This window comes from Thermodesulfobacterium thermophilum DSM 1276 (assembly GCF_000421605.1).
In the GTDB taxonomy this organism is placed as follows: Bacteria; Desulfobacterota; Thermodesulfobacteria; order Thermodesulfobacteriales; family Thermodesulfobacteriaceae; genus Thermodesulfobacterium; species Thermodesulfobacterium thermophilum.
The window spans coordinates 54,534-71,765 of record NZ_ATXI01000007.1 but is presented as its reverse complement, the minus strand read 5'-3'; the positions used below and the strand labels follow the sequence as shown (position 1 = coordinate 71,765).

The 17,232-nt window shown below is 37.2% G+C and carries 19 protein-coding genes; 10 read left to right on the top strand and 9 right to left on the bottom strand.

Features of this window, described 5'->3' with window-relative positions; all coding sequences use genetic code 11:
* A complete protein-coding gene (locus H529_RS11200) occupies window positions 1-1,071 on the bottom strand; it encodes a DVU0298 family protein (protein ID WP_022855346.1) in 1,071 nt (356 codons plus the stop codon).
* Complete coding sequence (locus H529_RS0104460; protein ID WP_022855345.1) at window positions 1,052-1,666, bottom strand: tetratricopeptide repeat protein; 615 nt, start codon at window positions 1,664-1,666, stop codon at window positions 1,052-1,054. Before H529_RS0104460 ends, H529_RS11200 begins: the two co-directional genes overlap by 20 nt.
* A 41-nt stretch (window positions 1,667-1,707) precedes the next feature.
* Between H529_RS0104460 and mltG the strand changes: the two genes are divergently transcribed.
* Entirely contained in the window at window positions 1,708-2,820 is a 1,113-nt protein-coding gene (gene mltG / locus H529_RS10130; RefSeq protein ID WP_081642255.1) for an endolytic transglycosylase MltG, read from the top strand.
* Here the strand turns inward: mltG and rsmA are convergent.
* Window positions 2,789-3,517 (bottom strand): 16S rRNA (adenine(1518)-N(6)/adenine(1519)-N(6))-dimethyltransferase RsmA, encoded by a 729-nt coding sequence (gene rsmA / locus H529_RS0104450; RefSeq protein ID WP_022855343.1) that lies wholly within the window; start codon window positions 3,515-3,517, stop codon window positions 2,789-2,791. The genes mltG and rsmA overlap by 32 nt on opposite strands.
* Before the next feature lie 127 nt (window positions 3,518-3,644).
* On the opposite strand from rsmA, the gene H529_RS0104445 reads away from it, so the two are divergent.
* The 5 genes from H529_RS0104445 to H529_RS0104425 are packed head-to-tail and all read left to right on the top strand — an operon-like array spanning window position 3,645 to window position 7,476.
* Window positions 3,645-4,886 carry a DUF1015 family protein gene (locus H529_RS0104445; RefSeq protein ID WP_022855342.1) on the top strand — a complete coding sequence of 414 codons (1,242 nt, stop codon included), beginning with the start codon at window positions 3,645-3,647 and terminating at the stop codon, window positions 4,884-4,886.
* Entirely contained in the window at window positions 4,883-5,401 is a 519-nt protein-coding gene (locus H529_RS0104440) for a hypothetical protein (RefSeq protein WP_022855341.1), read from the top strand. The genes H529_RS0104445 and H529_RS0104440 overlap by 4 nt, the downstream gene beginning before the upstream one ends.
* A complete protein-coding gene (gene fabG / locus H529_RS0104435) occupies window positions 5,391-6,137 on the top strand; it encodes a 3-oxoacyl-[acyl-carrier-protein] reductase (protein ID WP_022855340.1) in 747 nt (248 codons plus the stop codon). The genes H529_RS0104440 and fabG overlap by 11 nt, the downstream gene beginning before the upstream one ends.
* A gap of 60 nt (window positions 6,138-6,197) precedes the next feature.
* Window positions 6,198-6,584 carry a secondary thiamine-phosphate synthase enzyme YjbQ gene (locus H529_RS0104430; RefSeq protein WP_028843052.1) on the top strand — a complete coding sequence of 129 codons (387 nt, stop codon included), beginning with the start codon at window positions 6,198-6,200 and terminating at the stop codon, window positions 6,582-6,584.
* A gap of 4 nt (window positions 6,585-6,588) precedes the next feature.
* The gene (locus H529_RS0104425; protein WP_022855338.1) at window positions 6,589-7,476 is read left to right on the top strand and encodes a tetratricopeptide repeat protein; all 888 of its coding nucleotides are present in this window, start codon (window positions 6,589-6,591) and stop codon (window positions 7,474-7,476) included.
* 36 nt (window positions 7,477-7,512) lie between these two features.
* Here H529_RS0104425 and H529_RS0104420 read toward each other — a convergent pair whose 3' ends face one another.
* Window positions 7,513-9,153 carry a 2-isopropylmalate synthase gene (locus tag H529_RS0104420; protein ID WP_022855337.1) on the bottom strand — a complete coding sequence of 547 codons (1,641 nt, stop codon included), beginning with the start codon at window positions 9,151-9,153 and terminating at the stop codon, window positions 7,513-7,515.
* Window positions 9,154-9,340: 187 nt separating this feature from the next.
* On the opposite strand from H529_RS0104420, the gene H529_RS0104415 reads away from it, so the two are divergent.
* Genes H529_RS0104415 through H529_RS0104405 form a run of 3 tightly spaced genes read left to right on the top strand, consistent with a single transcriptional unit; the run spans window position 9,341 to window position 12,136 of the window.
* Window positions 9,341-10,282 (top strand): YbgA family protein, encoded by a 942-nt coding sequence (locus H529_RS0104415; protein WP_022855336.1) that lies wholly within the window; start codon window positions 9,341-9,343, stop codon window positions 10,280-10,282.
* Window positions 10,283-10,327: 45 nt separating this feature from the next.
* Complete coding sequence (locus tag H529_RS11195; RefSeq protein ID WP_022855335.1) at window positions 10,328-10,804, top strand: rhodanese-like domain-containing protein; 477 nt, start codon at window positions 10,328-10,330, stop codon at window positions 10,802-10,804.
* Between the two features lie 3 nt (window positions 10,805-10,807).
* The gene (locus H529_RS0104405) at window positions 10,808-12,136 is read left to right on the top strand and encodes a B12-binding domain-containing radical SAM protein (RefSeq protein ID WP_022855334.1); all 1,329 of its coding nucleotides are present in this window, start codon (window positions 10,808-10,810) and stop codon (window positions 12,134-12,136) included.
* Here H529_RS0104405 and H529_RS10120 read toward each other — a convergent pair.
* Window positions 12,133-12,972, bottom strand: coding sequence for a 50S ribosomal protein L11 methyltransferase (locus H529_RS10120; RefSeq protein WP_022855333.1), 840 nt, complete (start codon window positions 12,970-12,972; stop codon window positions 12,133-12,135). The two genes, H529_RS0104405 and H529_RS10120, sit on opposite strands and share 4 nt — an antisense overlap.
* A gap of 112 nt (window positions 12,973-13,084) precedes the next feature.
* Between H529_RS10120 and H529_RS0104395 the strand changes: the two genes are divergently transcribed.
* Complete coding sequence (locus H529_RS0104395) at window positions 13,085-14,287, top strand: MFS transporter (protein WP_022855332.1); 1,203 nt, start codon at window positions 13,085-13,087, stop codon at window positions 14,285-14,287.
* On the opposite strand, the gene H529_RS0104390 is transcribed toward H529_RS0104395, so the two are convergent.
* The 4 genes from H529_RS0104390 to H529_RS0104375 form a co-directional block, all read right to left on the bottom strand.
* Window positions 14,284-14,559: a hypothetical protein gene (locus tag H529_RS0104390; RefSeq protein ID WP_022855331.1), complete on the bottom strand. Its 276-nt coding sequence runs from the start codon at window positions 14,557-14,559 to the stop codon at window positions 14,284-14,286. The two genes, H529_RS0104395 and H529_RS0104390, sit on opposite strands and share 4 nt — an antisense overlap.
* 159 nt (window positions 14,560-14,718) lie before the next feature.
* Window positions 14,719-16,032 (bottom strand): hypothetical protein, encoded by a 1,314-nt coding sequence (locus H529_RS0104385; protein ID WP_022855330.1) that lies wholly within the window; start codon window positions 16,030-16,032, stop codon window positions 14,719-14,721.
* The gene (locus H529_RS0104380; RefSeq protein ID WP_022855329.1) at window positions 15,989-16,849 is read right to left on the bottom strand and encodes a cytochrome b N-terminal domain-containing protein; all 861 of its coding nucleotides are present in this window, start codon (window positions 16,847-16,849) and stop codon (window positions 15,989-15,991) included. Before H529_RS0104380 ends, H529_RS0104385 begins: the two co-directional genes overlap by 44 nt.
* Entirely contained in the window at window positions 16,836-17,231 is a 396-nt protein-coding gene (locus H529_RS0104375) for a QcrA and Rieske domain-containing protein (protein ID WP_022855328.1), read from the bottom strand. Before H529_RS0104375 ends, H529_RS0104380 begins: the two co-directional genes overlap by 14 nt.
* Window position 17,232: the final 1 nt, after the last annotated feature.

Genomic DNA, 17,232 nt, shown 5'->3' with positions numbered 1-17,232 from the left:
TTAACCCCTTTGTATTTGTTGTATGATCTCTTTTAATTTAACCTTCTCGTATGAAAAGGTTTCGTGATTAAAAACTTCGGTTTCTTCCTCAGGGTTTAGTTTATCTAAATAAGGAGATATCTCCTTAGCCCCAAGATTAACAAAAGTCTTTAAAATCAAAGCTTTTATTTCAGAAGAGGAGTGTTCTATCAGGTCTAAAAGTAAAAAATAGCTATGTTTTTTTAAAACTTCGGGATTTTTTTCAGAAATCCGGTAAAGCGCATAAAGGACATAGACGTGGTATTCAGGAAACTTTAAAAAAGCTAACAGGTTTTTTATAAAAATAGCATATCTGTCTCCTGTCTCTCTTATGATCTCTCCTACTGCTTCAAGGGCTCCCCAGGCAGAAGACGCAGAATCAGCAGCAGCATAAAGAAGCCTTTTTATAAAGTCTAAAAGTCTTTCTGGGTAAGTCTTAGCTAAGGCAGGAGATACTTTACCCAACGCAACCACCGCTTTTCTACGAAAAACAGGGTCTGGATGGTAGAAAAACTTCTGAAGTACGTTGAGGTTTAAAGGTTCTGAAACTATATAGATGTTGAGGGTTTTGAAATCTTCCTTTTCGATTAACTCTTCTAATTCCTTTTTAGAAAGCTTCTTCTTAGGGTTGTTAGAAACTATCTCTGTAACAGGTTCTTTTCGCAAAGCTTGACTTAGTTTTAAGTGTTTTAATTCTCTGATGTCATCTGCTACTTTTAAAAAACAAAGCGCTCCCTTAGAAACTACCCTTGAGGTAGCTGGCATAGGAAGGATGGTATGGGTTTTTAAATCATAATCTTCGACCCAAACTTCTTTATAGTCCTCTTCAGGAATCAACTCCCACATCAAATCCCAATCACCTGCAGTAGCAAGAAAAAGAGCCTCTATAAAGGCATTTCCTCGGTTGTGTCCAGTCACATCACACACATAGACACTCCCACATTCGCACACACCAGCCTCTAAGTCAGAAAGACCTATAGGTAAAAGCTCTGGTTTTTTGATAAACCTACCACAAAAAGGACAGGTAGGAGGTTTAGGAACGGGCTTTTTCATTTAAAAGCTCCTCAAACTCTAGACTTACTGGATAACCTAAGCTTTTAGCTTGTGCTAAATTTTCTTTAGCCTTATCTATATCTCCCTGGTAGAAATAAGCTACGGCTAAATTATTGTAAAGAGTAGCCATTTGAGGAGCAAGGGATTTTGCTTTTTCTAACATACTTATAGCCTCTGCAAAAAGCTCCTTTTCTATCAAAATGGTAGAAAGGTTTATCATAGCAGGGATAAAATCAGGATTTATCTCTAAGGCTTTCCTATAACATCTTTCTGCCTCATCCAGGTTACCTAACTGAAACTCTATCAACCCTAAGTTTACCCAGGCCTCTACAGATTTGGGATAAAAGTTAAGGGTAAAGGTAAAGGCCTTTTTAGCCTCCTCAAGTTCCCCTTCTTGAGCTAATATGATGCCAAGGTTAACCATAGCCTCAAAATGGTAGGGATCAAGTTTTAAAACCTTTTTAAACGCCTCTTTAGCCTCTTGTAATTTTCCTAAATTAAAGTAAGCTATAGCTAATTTATGTTGTGCAAAAGGGGAATGAGGGTTTTCTATGGCTTCTTTCTCTAAAATTTTTAAAGCTTTTTCGTCTATCATCTTTTCCTCCTTTTAAAACTTTTTAAAGGATACCATCAATTATGAAGTTCTCAAGACGTAAAAATAAGAAATGGATGTTAACCTTTGGGTTGGTACTTTTTTGCAGTTTGATCTTGTTTTTTTTGGGTTACTATTTTGAAGGGTTAGAACCTGTAGTAAAAGGCCCTACCAAAGAATTTAGGGTAGTAGAAATCAAAAAAGGAGAGAGTGTCTGGACCATAGCTAAAAAACTTAAAAAACAAGGTATTATCAAAAGTTCCTTAGTATTCTATCTGGAAGCCTTAAGGAAAGGTTATTACCATAAACTAAAACCAGGAGAATATGGTTTTTACCTTAACCAGCCTCTGTCAGAAATTCTTACCATGTTAGTAGAAGGGAAAGTTTTAGCCAAAAAGGTAACCATACCAGAGGGGTATACTCTTTGGCAAATCGCTGATTTACTCGAAAAGAATGAAATCTGCCGCAAAGAGGATTTTCTAAAGTTGGCTGAAAGCCCTCAAACAGCTAAACAATATGGATTACCTGGTCCTACCTTAGAAGGATATCTTTTTCCCGATACTTATTATTTTTACCGAAACTCTCATCCAGGGCAAGTAGTAAAAACCATGGTAGATAACTTCTGGAAACACTGGAAAAAATACGAGGAAATAGCCAAAAAGCAGAAAAAATCATTAAAAGAAATAATTATTTTAGCTTCTATCGTAGAAAAAGAGGCTTATTTAGACTCTGAAAAACCAGTAATTGCTGCGGTTTATTTAAACAGAATAAAGAAAAAAATGCCTCTCCAAGCTGACCCTACCATCAACTATGCCTTAAAATCTTTTAGACGTTTAACTTACAAAGATTATTACCAGGTAAAGAGTCCCTATAACACCTACCTAAATCCTGGGCTACCTCCTACTCCCATAGGGAATCCTGGAGAAGAAAGCATAAAAGCAGTACTTTTTCCGGCTAAAGTACCCTATCTTTATTTTGTGGCTGCAGGTAACGGTTCTCACATCTTTTCTGTAACCTATAAAGAACATTTAGAGGCTATTAACAAAATAAGAGAAACCCCTAAAAATCCTTCTTCTAAACAGACTTCAGAAAATTTAGTTTATAAAACTCCTTCTGATAAACCTTCTACTGAACCCAAATCTGATACAAAGTTATAAAATCCAAAAGATTAAGTTCTTCTACCCTTTTTTGAGGTAAAATAAAGGCTTTTTCTAAAATTTCAGGTGGCACTTTATGTTTTAACATCTTTCTTTTTTGGCTAAAAAGTTTCACTAAAAAACTTTTATATCTTTTTAAATCTTTTATTTCATCAAAGTTTTTCCGGGTAAACTTAAGATAGGCTGAATTCACCTTAGGAGGGGGGACAAAAAACCTTGGGGGGATACTCATTAGGTATTCAAGCTGATAAAAGGTGTTTACAAAAACAGAAAGCCAAGATTTTTGCTGGATAAGTCTTTCTGCTACCTCTTTTTGAACCATATAAAAAGCCTGATATACAAGATGTTTATGGTATATCGTGTTTTCTATGATAAGGCTGGCAACATTATAAGGGAGGTTACCTATGAGTTTGAGTTCCTTTTCATTTAAAGTATTAAAATCAAAGGTAGTAGCGTCGGTCTGCAAAATAACCACCCGAGGGTCGTTTAGACTAACTTTAAGTTTCTCTACCATCTCTGGGTCTATTTCTAGAAGATAAAGGCGCTTTAGGGGGGTAGCAAGTAGTCTTTTGGTAAGGTTTCCTGTCCCTGGACCTATCTCTACTACCACCTCTTCTTTTATCTCAGCTATTTCAACCAGTCGATCTAATACACCTGATGAAACCAAAAGATGTTGTCCCCATTTTTTCTTTAGCATGTTTCAAAGTTTAAATTCTTTCTGTTTTTTTTCCAGAGGATAAAAAAAACCAAACTTATTGTAAAACCTGAAATTTTTGGTAGATTTAGAGAAACTTTTTTAATCCTCTGGTAAGGAGATCGAAGTCATGCCTGAGTGTCTTCCATTTTATGGCTGGAGATATAATCCCGAAAAAGTAAACATCGAAGAAGTAGTTGCCCCTCCTTACGATGTGGTTGGCAAGGAAGAAAAAGCTTTTTATCAGAAAAAAAGTCCTTATAACATCTTTCATCTGGAGCTTCCTGAAACCTACCAAAAAGCCAAACACCTTTTGGAAGAGTGGATAAGGTCGCAAATCCTTGTAAAAGAACCTAAACCTTGTCTCTATTTTTATGAACTATCCTTTATGAGAGAACAGAAAACCCTTTCCCGAAAAGGTTGGATTCTATTGGTAAAGCTACATCACTTTAAGGAAGGGATAGTTTTACCCCATGAGAAGGTTTTTCCAAAGGTAACAGATGATCGATTTGAATTGCTTAAGAATACCGGGTTTCAGTTTAGTCAGATTTTTGGGTTATACGAAGACCCAACCCTTATCACCCTTTCTTATAGTCCTAAAGAACCAATTTATGAAGTAACCCTTGACCAGCAAACGCATCGTCTTTATCAAGTTACTGGGTTAGACATAATAAGAGATTTGACCGATTATCTTAAAGATCAAAAAATATATATCGCAGATGGACACCACAGATACACCACTGCCTTGAGATATAAAGAATACATGGAAAATAAATTAGGCACAACCCCTACAAGGGATTATCATTACATAGCGATGTATGTTTGCCCTTTAGAAGAGCCAAACCTACTTATGCTTCCTACTCATAGAATCTATCGTTTACCAAACCCTGAAGATTTAATTCAAGCCTTAGAGAATTGGGCAGAAAAAGTTTACACCATGGAGCCTGTTAACTTTTCTCAGGATTCTTTTAAAATAAAAGAAAGGGAATTTGGCCTGTGTTTTAAAAATAAGGTTATGATTTTTAGGATAAAACAAGAAGTTTATGAGCGCTTTCAACAGAAAGATCCAGTGCTTTCTAAACTAACCCTTTACAACTTTTTATCCCTGATGGAACAAGCCTTTAAGATTAAAGAAGAGATGCTAAAGGAACAAAATCAGGTTGAATTTATCTCTGAGGTAAAAGAGGTGTTTAATCATATCAAAGATCAAGAAATTGGGGTAATTTTCCCTGAGCTTTCTCCCTTAATCTTAAAAGAGGTTGCATTGCAAGGGAAAAGAATGCCTCATAAAAGCACGTTTTTTTATCCTAAAATCCTTACAGGGTTGGTTTTAAATGAAGTAAGCGGAAAACCTCTGGACTTTAAGTTATGAAGGAGAGTTTAGCCTATTTTAACCACTGGCTTTCCTTTTACTACGAAAAAAAGGATTTATTTTTAAAAGACCCTTTTATTCAGGAAAAACTCGAATTATTAAAAAAAGCCATAGAAAAGAGTCGTCAGGCATTTATAGAAAAAGGGTCGTTTGCTTTTTGCAGTGCTTGTGCAAAATCAGGAGAAAAGTGTTGTAAAGCCGGGTTAGAATGGAAACTAAGTCCTGCTGAGTTTTTGATAAACCTTCTGCTTGCAGAAATCTATGGTTTAACCGTTGTTTTTAATACTTCTCGACAGGAGGACTGTCTCTTCTTAGGAGAAAAGGGATGTAGCCTTATCCTTACCCCTGTTTTTTGTAGAAACTTTTTCTGCGATAAACTGGCCAAGCACTTAGGTCATGCTAACCTAACCTACATCCAGCAAGCGATGGAAGAGGAGGCTACCTTAGGTTTTATTGTAGCTAACTATATAACCACTAAATTGTTACAAAAGGAGGGAACTAAACATGGAGCTTAAGGGAAAGGTAGCTTTAGTAACAGGAGCCTCAAGAGGGATAGGTAGGGCGATAGCCTATCAACTTGCAAAGGATGGAGCGGAGGTAGTTATCAATTATAAAGGATCCGAAGAAAAGGCTAAAGAGTTGGCTATCGAAATAGAAAAGCTTGGGACCAAGGCCTATCTTTCTAAGTTTGACGTAGCCAACCCTGAGGAAGTTCAAAAGGCCATAAAAGAATTAGAAGAAGCTGTCGGACCTATTCAAATCTTAGTAAACAACGCAGGGATCACCAGAGATGCTTTGTTTTTAAGGATGAAAGAAGAGGACTGGGATTTGGTTATTAAAACCAACCTATATTCGGTTTTTTATGTGACTAAGGCAGTACTTCCGATGATGACCAAAGCTAAATGGGGAAGAATAATTAACATCTCTTCGGTAGTAGCCTTTAGCGGAAATGCTGGGCAAACCAACTATGCAGCAGCTAAGGCTGGGATCATAGGTTTTACTAAAGCTTTAGCTTTAGAGGTTGCTTCGCGAAACATAACGGTTAATGCTGTTGCTCCAGGCTATATAGAAACTGACATGACGAAACAGTTACCTGAAAAGGTTAGAGAAGCTTTTTTGCAAGAAATCCCTTTAAAAAGACCAGGAACCCCGGAAGAAGTAGCCTATCTTGTTTCTTTTTTAGCCAGCGAAAAAGCAAGTTATATCACAGGATGTGTGTTTCATGTTAACGGAGGTTTGTTGAGGGTTTAACCCTTTTTTTTGATTTTTTAGGCATTGACTTTTTTAAATTTTAGGTATATAGAAAATAACATGGAAGTTATCACGGTTAAAACTCACAAAAAGGTTGAATTGATTGACATAACTGAAGAAGTCTTAAAAAGGCTCCCTCCTAAGGATGGGATTTGTGTGCTTTATGTCCCTCACACCACAGCAGGTATTATCATTAACGAAGGGGCTGACCCAGCTGTTAAAGAAGACCTGATCATGGCTTTCGAAAGGATAGCACCAGAAACCCTTCCTTACAAACATCTGGAAGGAAATTCACCAGGACATGTGAAATCTTCGATAACAGGACCTTCTTTAACTCTTATCGTAGAAAAAGGAAAGCCCATTTTAGGTACCTGGCAAAGGATTTTTTTTGCAGAATATGATGGACCAAGGACAAGAAAGGTATTTTTAAAATTTTTAGAGGGTTAAGTCTATGAAAAAACATTTAGTCTGGTTAGGGTTAGGTGTTGTTTTTACTTTGGTTTTAGGAGGATGTAGAGCAAGTTCTCAATATTTTGAGCAAAAAATCTCTTCTCATAAAGAAATCGCTCAGACCTTTATCCAAGAAAAACGTTATACCGAGGCTTTAAAGGAACTTGAATTAGCGGAAAAATCAAGCCAGTGTGATATCTGTGACATAAGAAGAATTTTACAACTTTTAGAAAATGCCACCACTCCAGGAACGATAGAAGATCTTAAAAAAGCCTTGCAAAACGAAAGAGAAAAATGTGACCCAGAGGTTTATAATCTTTTAGGCTTAGCCTACATAGGGAAAAAAGACTACGAAAAGGCCAGACAGGCCTTTAAAGATGCTATCAGCATTAAACCTGATTATTCAGAGGCCTATAACAATCTTGGTTCTTTGATGATTTTACAACAAAATTATCATAAAGCCATAGAATATCTGGAAAAGGCGATTCAGAATCCTTACTATACCAATGCTTACATGGCTAAAACCAATTTAGGATGGGCTTATTTTCTCTTAGACCAAAAGGAAAAAGCTAAAAGCATTTTGATCGAAGCATTTAGAGAAAACCCAAGATATCCCAAGGCTGTAATCTATATTGGTTATGTATATCTTAACGAAAACGACCTTACCTCAGCCAAGTTTTACTTTAAAAAGGCCTTAGAAATAGACAAATATTCCAGTGAAGCACGCTTTTATTTAGGAGAAATAGCCTTTAGAGAAGGCGACTTTAAACTTGCTAAAGAGTTATGGAATTCGATTGTTTTACTTGAACCGAATTCTGAATGGGCTAACAAAGCTTCTGAAAGGTTGTATTTATTAGAAAGAAAATATCTTGGAAAACCAAACCCTTAGCCTCAAAGCTAAGTTTTGAGGCTAAGGGCTAAAAACTTAATTTGCTAAGGTTAATACCTGGCTTTTCAGTTCTTTTTCTTTTGTTTTTAAAACCTCTAACCGGTTTAAAGCCTTTAAGAAAGCCTTAATACTTGCTATAACGATGTCTCCGTCTTTACCAAGCCCTGCGGTTCTTAACCCTGTTTCGTCTTCTATGATCACACTACAGACTCCCTCAGAAGAGGTTCCACCTGTAAGGGCACTGATGTTAAAATCTACGAGTTTGAGATGTTTTTTATCCTTCTCTTCTCCATTAAAGCTATACCCTAAGGCTTGAGCTACTGCTTTATAGGCTGCATCTATAGGCCCTATCCCTAAACCTACAGCTACTTTATTTCCTGAAAGATTATCTCTTATCTCTACTTGAGCAACCGGCTTAAGTGAGCCACTCAACACACTTATCACCTGAGAGGAAACCAACTCATAACGATACTCTTTGTCACAAAAGAGATCAAGAAGAATTCCTTCTAAATGTTCTTCGTCTATCTTTCTTAAAACATCCTTTATTTCTTCTCTAAACTTTTCAAAAACTTTAGTTAAAACGGTATCATCAAACTGCCAGCCTCTGCTTTTTAGTTTGAAAGACAGGGCATGTCTTCCTGAGTGTTTACCGAGAACGATAGCAGACCCAGTCCAACCTACCTCTTCTGGCTTGATAATCTCATAGGTAGTACGCTCACAGATAACACCATGTTGATGAATACCAGATTCATGAGCAAAGGCATTGGCTCCAACGATGGCTTTATTGGGCTGTACCAACATTCCGGTATACTTAGAAATAAGCTGGCTGGTAGGCACTATTTTCTCAGTCGCAATGTTTACCTCTAAAGGATATCCTAAGGACTTTTCAAAGAAATCTTTTCTAACCTTAAGAGCCATTATAACTTCTTCTAAGGCGGCATTTCCTGCCCTTTCTCCGATACCGTTTATCGTGCCTTCTATTTGAGTTGCACCGGCTAAGATGGCAGAAAGGGAATTAGAAACCGCAAGCCCAAGGTCGTTATGGCAATGAACAGAAAGTCTTAAACGTCCAGATTTCAAATCTTCTTCGTATCCAGCAGCTATCAATTTTTCTACCAAAAATTTAAACAGGTTATAGTACTCCTGAGGCACTGTATAACCCACGGTATCAGGAATGTTGATGGTAGTGGCTCCTGCTTTTACCACCTCTATCACCACTTGAGCCAAATATTCCCAATCACTTCTGGTTGCATCCTCGGCAGAAAATTCAACGTTAGGGCACAAAGAGCAGGCATACTTTACAGCTTCTCTGGCGATTTCTAACACCTGAGCCCTGTCTTTTTTCAGTTTATACTTAAGATGGATGTCAGAAGTAGCTATAAAGGTATGAATTCGCGGAGACACAGCATGTTTGATAGCCTCCCAAGCTACCTCTATGTCTTTTTGATTAGCCCTGGCTAAGGCCGCAACAGTACATCTTTTCATCTCCTTAGCCACGTTTTTTACTGCCTCAAAATCTCCAGGAGATGTTATGGGAAACCCTGCCTCTATTACGTCTATACCTAAATCTTCCAAAACCTTGGCTATCTCTATCTTTTGTTTTAAGTCCAGTGATACCCCAGGAGATTGTTCTCCATCTCTAAGAGTGGTATCGAAAAACACTATTCTGGGATTCAAGGTAAACCTCCTTAGTAAGATTTTTTAAGAAAAATTTTATCTTAATTTTTGGTTTTGCCAACGTTTCCTTAAAAATAAACTTTTAACTTCGTAAACCTCAGATATCCCAATTTTTATCAAAACTTTTCATTTAGGTAAATAAGTTTTATAATATCTCCCATATAACTAAGAGATGAGCCCTTTAAAAATGTGGACCAATTATCCCAAACCAAGACTAGTTATAAGCGCCTGCCTTTTAGGAGAAAACACGAGATATGACGGAAATCCCATTGTATTCCCTTTAATCCAAAAACTCTCCAAGTTTTGTGAATTTGTAAAGGTTTGCCCAGAAGTAGACATAGGTCTTCCTGTGCCACGAGATAGAATTATTGTCTACAAAAAAGAGGGAAAACCTGGGGTCTTTCAACCAGCTCAAAAAAGAGATTTGACAGAAGAAATGTTAAACTTTTCTAAAAAATTTCTTGAGAACCTTAAAGATATAGATGGCTTTTTGTTAAAAAGTCGATCTCCTTCCTGCGGAGTTTCTGGAACCCGCTGGTATAAAGATAAAGAAGGCACCTTTCCTATCGGTAGAGGAAAGGGTATTTTTGCGATAGAGGCTGAGAAAATCTTTCCTGACATTCCTGTCGAAGACGACGGAAGGCTTCATGATCCTTTTATCAGAGAAAACTTTCTCACAAAGATTTTTAGCCTGGCAAACCTAAGAAACTTTTTAACCAAAGCAGAATCTTTCAAAGACCTTATAGCCTTTCATCAAAGATATAAATATCTTTTGATGAGCTATTCACCAGAAGGACTTAAAGAATTAGGTCAACTGGTAGCCAGTGGAAATAAACTTCCTTTTAATCAAACCTTACAGAAATACAAAACTCTTTTTAAAAAAGTCTTATCTCAACCTCCTACAAAAGGAAAGGAAATAAATGTATTACTTCACGTGTTTGGCCATTTCTCTTCTAAACTAACACCTGGAGAAAGGAAACACTTTCTATGGTTGATAGAACGCTACAAAAAAGGGAAAACTTCCAAAAACACCCTTCTTGAAATTCTTAGAGCCTGGACGTTTAGGTTTGAAGACCATTACCTCAAAAACCAGGTGTTTTTGAACCCATACCCTCTTGAATTAGAATAATTTGTGTTTTATAAATTTTAAAAAAACAATAAAATAGAGGAGCCTATGAAAGGGATTTTGCAAAAATTTGCGATAGGTTTGTTGGTTTTTCTTGGATACTTAGAGCATGGTTGGGGTTATGATGTAGAACTTGCTAAAAAGTTTGATAGTTTTTTCTCTAAGCTTACCCCAGAGGTAATAGCTAAGAAACCCTGTATGATAAGTGTAAAAAATCTGTTTGAGATGATTGAAAAAAAAGAACCTTTTGTGGTTTTGGACATAAGAACTCCTCAAGAAAAAAAATTTGTTAGCATTTCCCTTCCTAACACGATAGACATACCGATGCATGAACTTTTTAAAGAAGAAAACCTTAAAAAACTTCCTAAGGATAAATTAATCGTGGTAGTTTGCCACACCGGAGCCAGAGCGATTGCTGCCAGTTTGCCTCTTAACATGCTTGGGTATAAAGCTATAGTCCTTGATGGTGGTATTTCTGAACTTACCAAAGCAGCCGGAAGAAGTGTGGTGGGGCTTAGCTGGTAAAAGTTGGAAGTAGATTTTTTATTTATTAATCCTTGGATATATGACTTTTCTGCCTATGATTTCTGGCTTAAACCTTATGGGTTACTGTATATAGGGGGTAAGTTAAGAAAGTTAGGATATAGAATTTATTATTTAGACCTGCTTGACCCCTTTGCAGAAGAACTACCTAAGCTTCCTAAAAGAAGGGACTTTGGCACAGGACATTTTTATAAACAACCTGTGCCAAAGCCTTGTTTTTTTCAAGACGTTCCAAGAAGATTTTATCGCTATGGACTTCCTTTCGAAACCTTTAAGCATAAGATATCTCGTCTTAAATTTAAAGCAGTCTTTATTACCACCACCCTTACCTACTGGTATCCTGGGCTTTTTTGTCTGATAGATTTTTTTGCTAAAAATTATCCTCAAACCCCGATTTACATAGGAGGAATCTACGCCAAACTCTGTAAAGACCACCTCCTACATTTTTTATCATACTATCCAGACACAAAAACTGTTGTGGTTACCCAAGAAGAGGAAGAATTCCTCGCCGAGGTCCAAAAAGAGTTCTTTCCTTCTGGCCCAGCTTTTATTCATGACTATCCTGTGTTTGACCTGCAAACCCGAATACCTTACGTAATCATAATGACCAGTCTGGGGTGCCCGTTTAACTGCCCTTACTGTGCCTCTAAAAGGCTTTATCCTTACTATAAAGAAAGATCTCCTGAAGGGCTTTGGGAGGAGGTAATTTTTTGGCACAAAACCTACGGAGTTAAGGATTTTGCTTTTTATGACGATGCCTTACTTTTTAATTTTGAAAAAAAATTAAGACCCTTTTTAGAAAAGGTTATCGATTCCAAACTTAACATAAGGTTTCATACCCCTAATGCAGTGCATGCAAGGTTTATAGATAAAGAGGTCGCCTTACTTTTAAAACAGGCAGGATTTAAAACCATAAGACTTGGGCTTGAAAGGGTAGAAAATCGGTTTGACCATAAAGTTACTCTTGAAGAATTCATAGAGGCAGTCTCTTACCTTAAACAGGCAGAATTTACTGCTAAAGAAATAGGGGCTTATGTCCTTTACGGTATCCCTGAAGAAAACTTTAGAGAAGTAGAAAAAGCCCTATTTTTCCTTGAAAAAATAGGAGTAAGCCCTTATTTAGCAGAGTTTTCGCCTATCCCAGGGACTCCTTTTTTTGAACTGGCTAAAATTTACTCCCGCTATCCCATAGAAGATGACCCTATCTTCCATAACAACTCGGTGTTTCCTGCCTTAAAAAACCCTGTTTGGGAAGACATAGAAAGGATAAAGAATTTGGCCAGAGCCATAAGACATAGGTTATCACCACCTTAAAACTCCATCCACAGAAAGGCCCACTCTTTTAAAAACTTTTTTTCTACCAACCGATAACCTAAAGCTTCATATATTCTTAACATCTCCTCTGCATCTTCGATTAGGATACCTGTTAAAAAAATATTTGTTTTTCCTTTCTCAGAGATTTCAACCATCTTTTGAGAAAGATTTTTAAGCTCTCTATAACCTATGTTAGCAAGTATCAGATCAAATTTTTCGGCAGGGACTTCCTTACTTATAATAATCCTTCCTTCTACCTGGTTTAACTGAAGATTTTCTAGACAGGATTTTAGAGCTTCTTCATCTATGTCTACTGCCCAGATTTTGGCTTTAGGTAAAAGCTTAGCACAGGCTATGGCCAAGATACCTGTCCCGCAGCCAAGGTCAAGCACCTTATAAGGACTGTTTTGTCCCTTAGTCAAGGCAAAATGTTCTATGTATTCAAGCATCATCTGGGTGGTAGGATGATGCCCTGTTCCAAAGGCCTGCCCTGGTTCTATTAAAATCACCACCTCACCCTGGGTGCTAAACCCTTCTTCCCAGGGAGGAATAACCCAAAGATGTTTTCCTACTTTTAAAGGCTTAAAGTTTGCCTTCCAAAGTTCTGCCCAGTTCTTTTCTTCAAAAACTTTATATTCTAACTCCACAAAAGGGTATTTAGCTAAAGTTTTCTCAACTTCTTCTAACTCTGGACTATCCTCTTTAAAGTAAAACCTAAAAACCACCCTGTCTTCCTGATAGGCTGTTTCCCATCCTTGAGAAAGTAACTGATAAAGCACTTCTTCTATTTCTTCCTCTTTTTCTGTGGGAACTTTTACGTTTATTTCATAAAGCATTTAAGAAAGCCCCCTAATTCCTTTTTGATCATATTTTAAAACATTTTTGGATTTTACCCAGACAAAAAATAACGTGCCAATCTTAAAAATTGGTTGTAAAATAGTAGGTTGTATGCGAAAATTCCCAGAAGAAACTCAAAAACTTATTTATCTAAGTCTTATCTATTTCTTTTCAGGCCTTCCTTTTGGGTTTTTCTATACCTTTATTCCTGTATTTTTAAGGACAGAAGGAATAAGTTTAGTACACATCGGACTTTTTTCCTTAGCCAGTTTGCCCTGGAGTCTAAGACTTTTATGGGCTCCTTTGATAGACCGGTATTTTAATAAAACTTTTTGGATGGGCATATCTTTAATAAGCATCGGAATAGTTATCTTATCGTTAGCCTTTATTCCTCCTCAAGGGATCACCTTTTTCATCTTGCTTACCCTGCTTTGTTTTTTTTCCTCGGTTTTTGATACCGCTGCCGATGGTTTTGTGGTAGAGTGGATCCCTACTGCTACCTTAGGAAAAGCCAATGGCCTAAGGATAGCAGCCTATCGATTAGCTCTGATTACTTTTGGAGGTGGGTTGGTTGCAGTAAGCCATTACTTGGGGTTTAAACCGGTATTTTATCTAATCTTTCTTACAGGTTTATCCATAGGGCTGTTTTTACTACTCAACCCTTTTCTTAAACACAACCCACCTAAAAAAACTTATTCTCTAAAAGACCAGTTTATTCTACCCATCGCTGAGATACTAAAGAGGAAAGGGGTTTTCACCCTTCTTTTGTTTGTCTTTACTTACAAAATAGGGGATTCTTTGCTTGGGGCGATGGTTTATCCCTTTTGGGTGGACAGAGGTTTTTCTCGGTTAGAAATAGGGTTAGTTGCAGGCTCTATCGGAAGCCTTCTTACCATCCTTGGGTCCCTTTTAGGAGGATATCTTTCCAGCAGATGGACCGTCAAAAAATCCTTGCTAACATTAGGCTTATTTCAAGCCTTCTCTAACTTAGGTTATACCTTTGCCTCGATCCCAGCCCTTCCCAAAGAGACCGTTTATTTAGCCTCTATAATCGAAAGCTTTACCGGAGGCCTTGGCACAGCAGCCTTTGTTACCTTTCTTACCAAGCTTTGTCAAAAAGAGTTTTCTTCAACCCAGTACGCGGTTTTTTCTACCCTTTTCAGTCTTTCTTTAACTTTATCAAGAGGATTGTCAGGTCTTTTAACCACCTATTTAGGTTATACCCTATTTTTTGGCCTAACCTTTTTGATCTCCTTTCCTGCTTTTCTTTTGATACCTAAAGTTACCCAGGGTTTAAACTCAAAAGATTCTTAGAAATTACTTTTCAATTCTTTTGCATAAGGGCAAACCCTTTTAGGAGGCCATTTTTTAAAAATCTTATCCTTTTCAGAATGGCAGTTTAGACAAAAACCCACCCTTAAAATCTTTACCAGTTCCTCCTGACAAAAAGGACGAAGATTGGGCTGAGGAAAATTGACCAGCTTAGTTCCGTTAAGGGTAACCATCTGAGAAAGACAAACCCGCGGAGATTTTAGAAAAGGTTTTTCTAAGTTTACAACCTCTATAGAGTTTTTACCTTTTACCACCTTTCCATACCCTAACCCTAAGGTTTTTGTGTCTTGATGGCAACTTTTACAAGAACGCCCCTGTTTCCCTGTGCTATGAGGGTTCAGTTTAGCAAAGGTAAGGCTTGTTATTTCTTTTTTTACCTCTCCTTTCTCTGAGAGGATGGTGATAAAATCCTGTCAGCCTGGGGTAACGGTAACCACTCTTTGATTATCTTCCACCGCTAAAGTAGGAAGTGCAAGTCTTCTATAAGATTCATGCTCTATCCAAAGCCCCTTCGTTTCCTTAGCAAGTATTTTGTCAAGATGGGTCTCTCTTGGGTCATATTTGATATGACAGCCGTAACAATCAGGCATATGTTTGGCATGACAACTTACACAGGTTAATCGTTTATGATATGAAAGGCTGCAAACTCTAACCGGTTTTTTGATTAAAAGTAATTTTTTAGAACCTTTTATTTCTAAATAAGCCTTAGTCCCTTTTTTCTGAAAATTTTTTAGTTTTCTTCCTTTTTTAGTAGTCCCATCTCCTCCATGACAGGTTTGGCACTCGATTTCTAAAGCCTCATGCAAACTGTAGTAAAAATTCCCATCTCCCATCACCTCTTCTTTAGTATGGCAGTCTACGCAGTTTAACCCTTTTTGGAAATGAATGTCAGGAGAAACCCGATCTAACCATCTTCCGTCAACCCAAACTTCATCTCCTACCCCTCCTTGCTCATTTTCATAAAGTCCTTGGTAGGTAAAACCTATCCTCCCACTTCGGTTATGGCATCTTACACAGTTTTCCATCGGAGGATATCTAACCAGTTTAGGATGGGTTTTTCGAGAAGAATTGAGGCCCTCATCTTCCTCTTTTACCAAATGACAGGCAGTACATCCCCCTCCTTTTTCTTTCAGAAAATAGGGGAGTTTTCCCTTTTCTAACCAAAGATGACAACTGCCACAAAGTTTTCGGTAATAGTCTAAACCTAAGCTGTTTCGGGTTTTATGATAAACCTCACTCTGATAAAGTTGAGACACACTCAACTTAGGATATAAAGATAAAACCTCTTTTTCTTCAAAAACTTCAACCACTCTTTTTATCATTCCATGGTTGGTAGCCATAAGAGAATTTTTTACCTTCGATATCTCAGTAGGATGACAGCCTGGTTGTCCACAGGTAAGATTAACATATCTCAGATCCCCGGGGTTTTTTACTATGTTTTTATGGGCCTCTTTAAGGTCTAACGTATAGGGATTCCCTAAATGACAAGAAGAACAACCAACGACCTTTTTGTCGTGCACCTTTTCAGGAACTACCTCCTGATGACAAGTAATACATAACTCTACTTCACCTGAGGTTAACTTAGCAACCTCCCGTCTATCTTTTTTAGCTTCAGAATAGAACAAACAGAGTAAGATAACTAATCCTAATAAAATCCAAAATGACTTAGTCTTAGCTAAACGTTTAAGTGTGGGCATCTCTGTAGATGATAAGACTAAAAATAACATAAACTAACAACCATAATATTAAAATACCACCTACCCAGGAGCTGAACTTTCTTGCAGGCTTAAAACCTAAAAGAATAAGCCAAACAACCGCTAAAAAAAGTAAAAAAAGCACTCCCAAAGGGGGTAAAAACTTTAAAAGTCCCTGAGCTCCCCAAAAAAACCATGGACCAGTAACTATCGTTTTCCCTTTCTCTGACTCAAGAGGAACATAAAAGATGAGAGGCAAAATCAGGTTTAGGTAAAGATAAGGGGCATATTTAAGGCTTAAAACCCGTTTAATCGAGGCATGCCAAACAAAAAGCCCTATGGCTAATAAAAAAGAACCATAAATATGGGCTAAATAAACTCTATAAAGACCTCCTTTAGAGATTGGGAACAAAAGGTCTCTTAAGACTCCTCCTACATAAGGTATGCTTAAACAAAGATTTTCAGCTATGGTTCCTGCAAGCTTCCCTACCTCATCAAACCTTATCACATAACCGGTAAAGGTAATAAAAATAAGGACGATAAAGCTTAACACCAAAAACAACCAGGCAACAAAATTCTTTTTATGATGCCATCCTTTGTAAAGGCTATCTATCAGATGGAAAAAAGTTGAGATTAAAGCAAGTTGAGAAGAAAAGTAGTGAAGGCTTCTAAAAAACCTGCCAAAAGGCACCGATGACTCTAACCGAATTACGCTGTAGAGAGGTTCGGTATAAAAGTAATGATAACTAACCACCATCCCAGATAAAATGGAGATTATAAGGCTTATCAAACAGAGATTGGCTATAAACAAGTTGAGCTTAGGAGAGGTGGGAAAGCTAAAAAACCTCAACCTCTAAACCCTGAGAAGTAAGTCTGTAATTGTATGTAGTAAGGTCCTTTTTTGCAGGTCCAGAGATAAACTTTCCAGAAAGATTAAACTTACTTTGATGACAGGGGCAGACGATCAGATCCTCTTCAGGAGAATAGTTAAGCAAACAGCCTAAATGAGGACACTTCCTGGAAAAGACTTTAAAATTAGAGCCTGTTTTTATCACAATAAAGTTTTCTTTAAAAAGTATATCTTTAGCTTTTTCTATCTCCTCAAAAAGAACGATAACCTTTTTAGGTGGGGGAGAAGATAAACTAGTTAGGTTTTTAAAAGCTCCATAGGTTAAAAAACCCAAAACACCTAAAGAAAAAAGCCTTAAAAAGTTTCGTCTCTTTTTATCCATT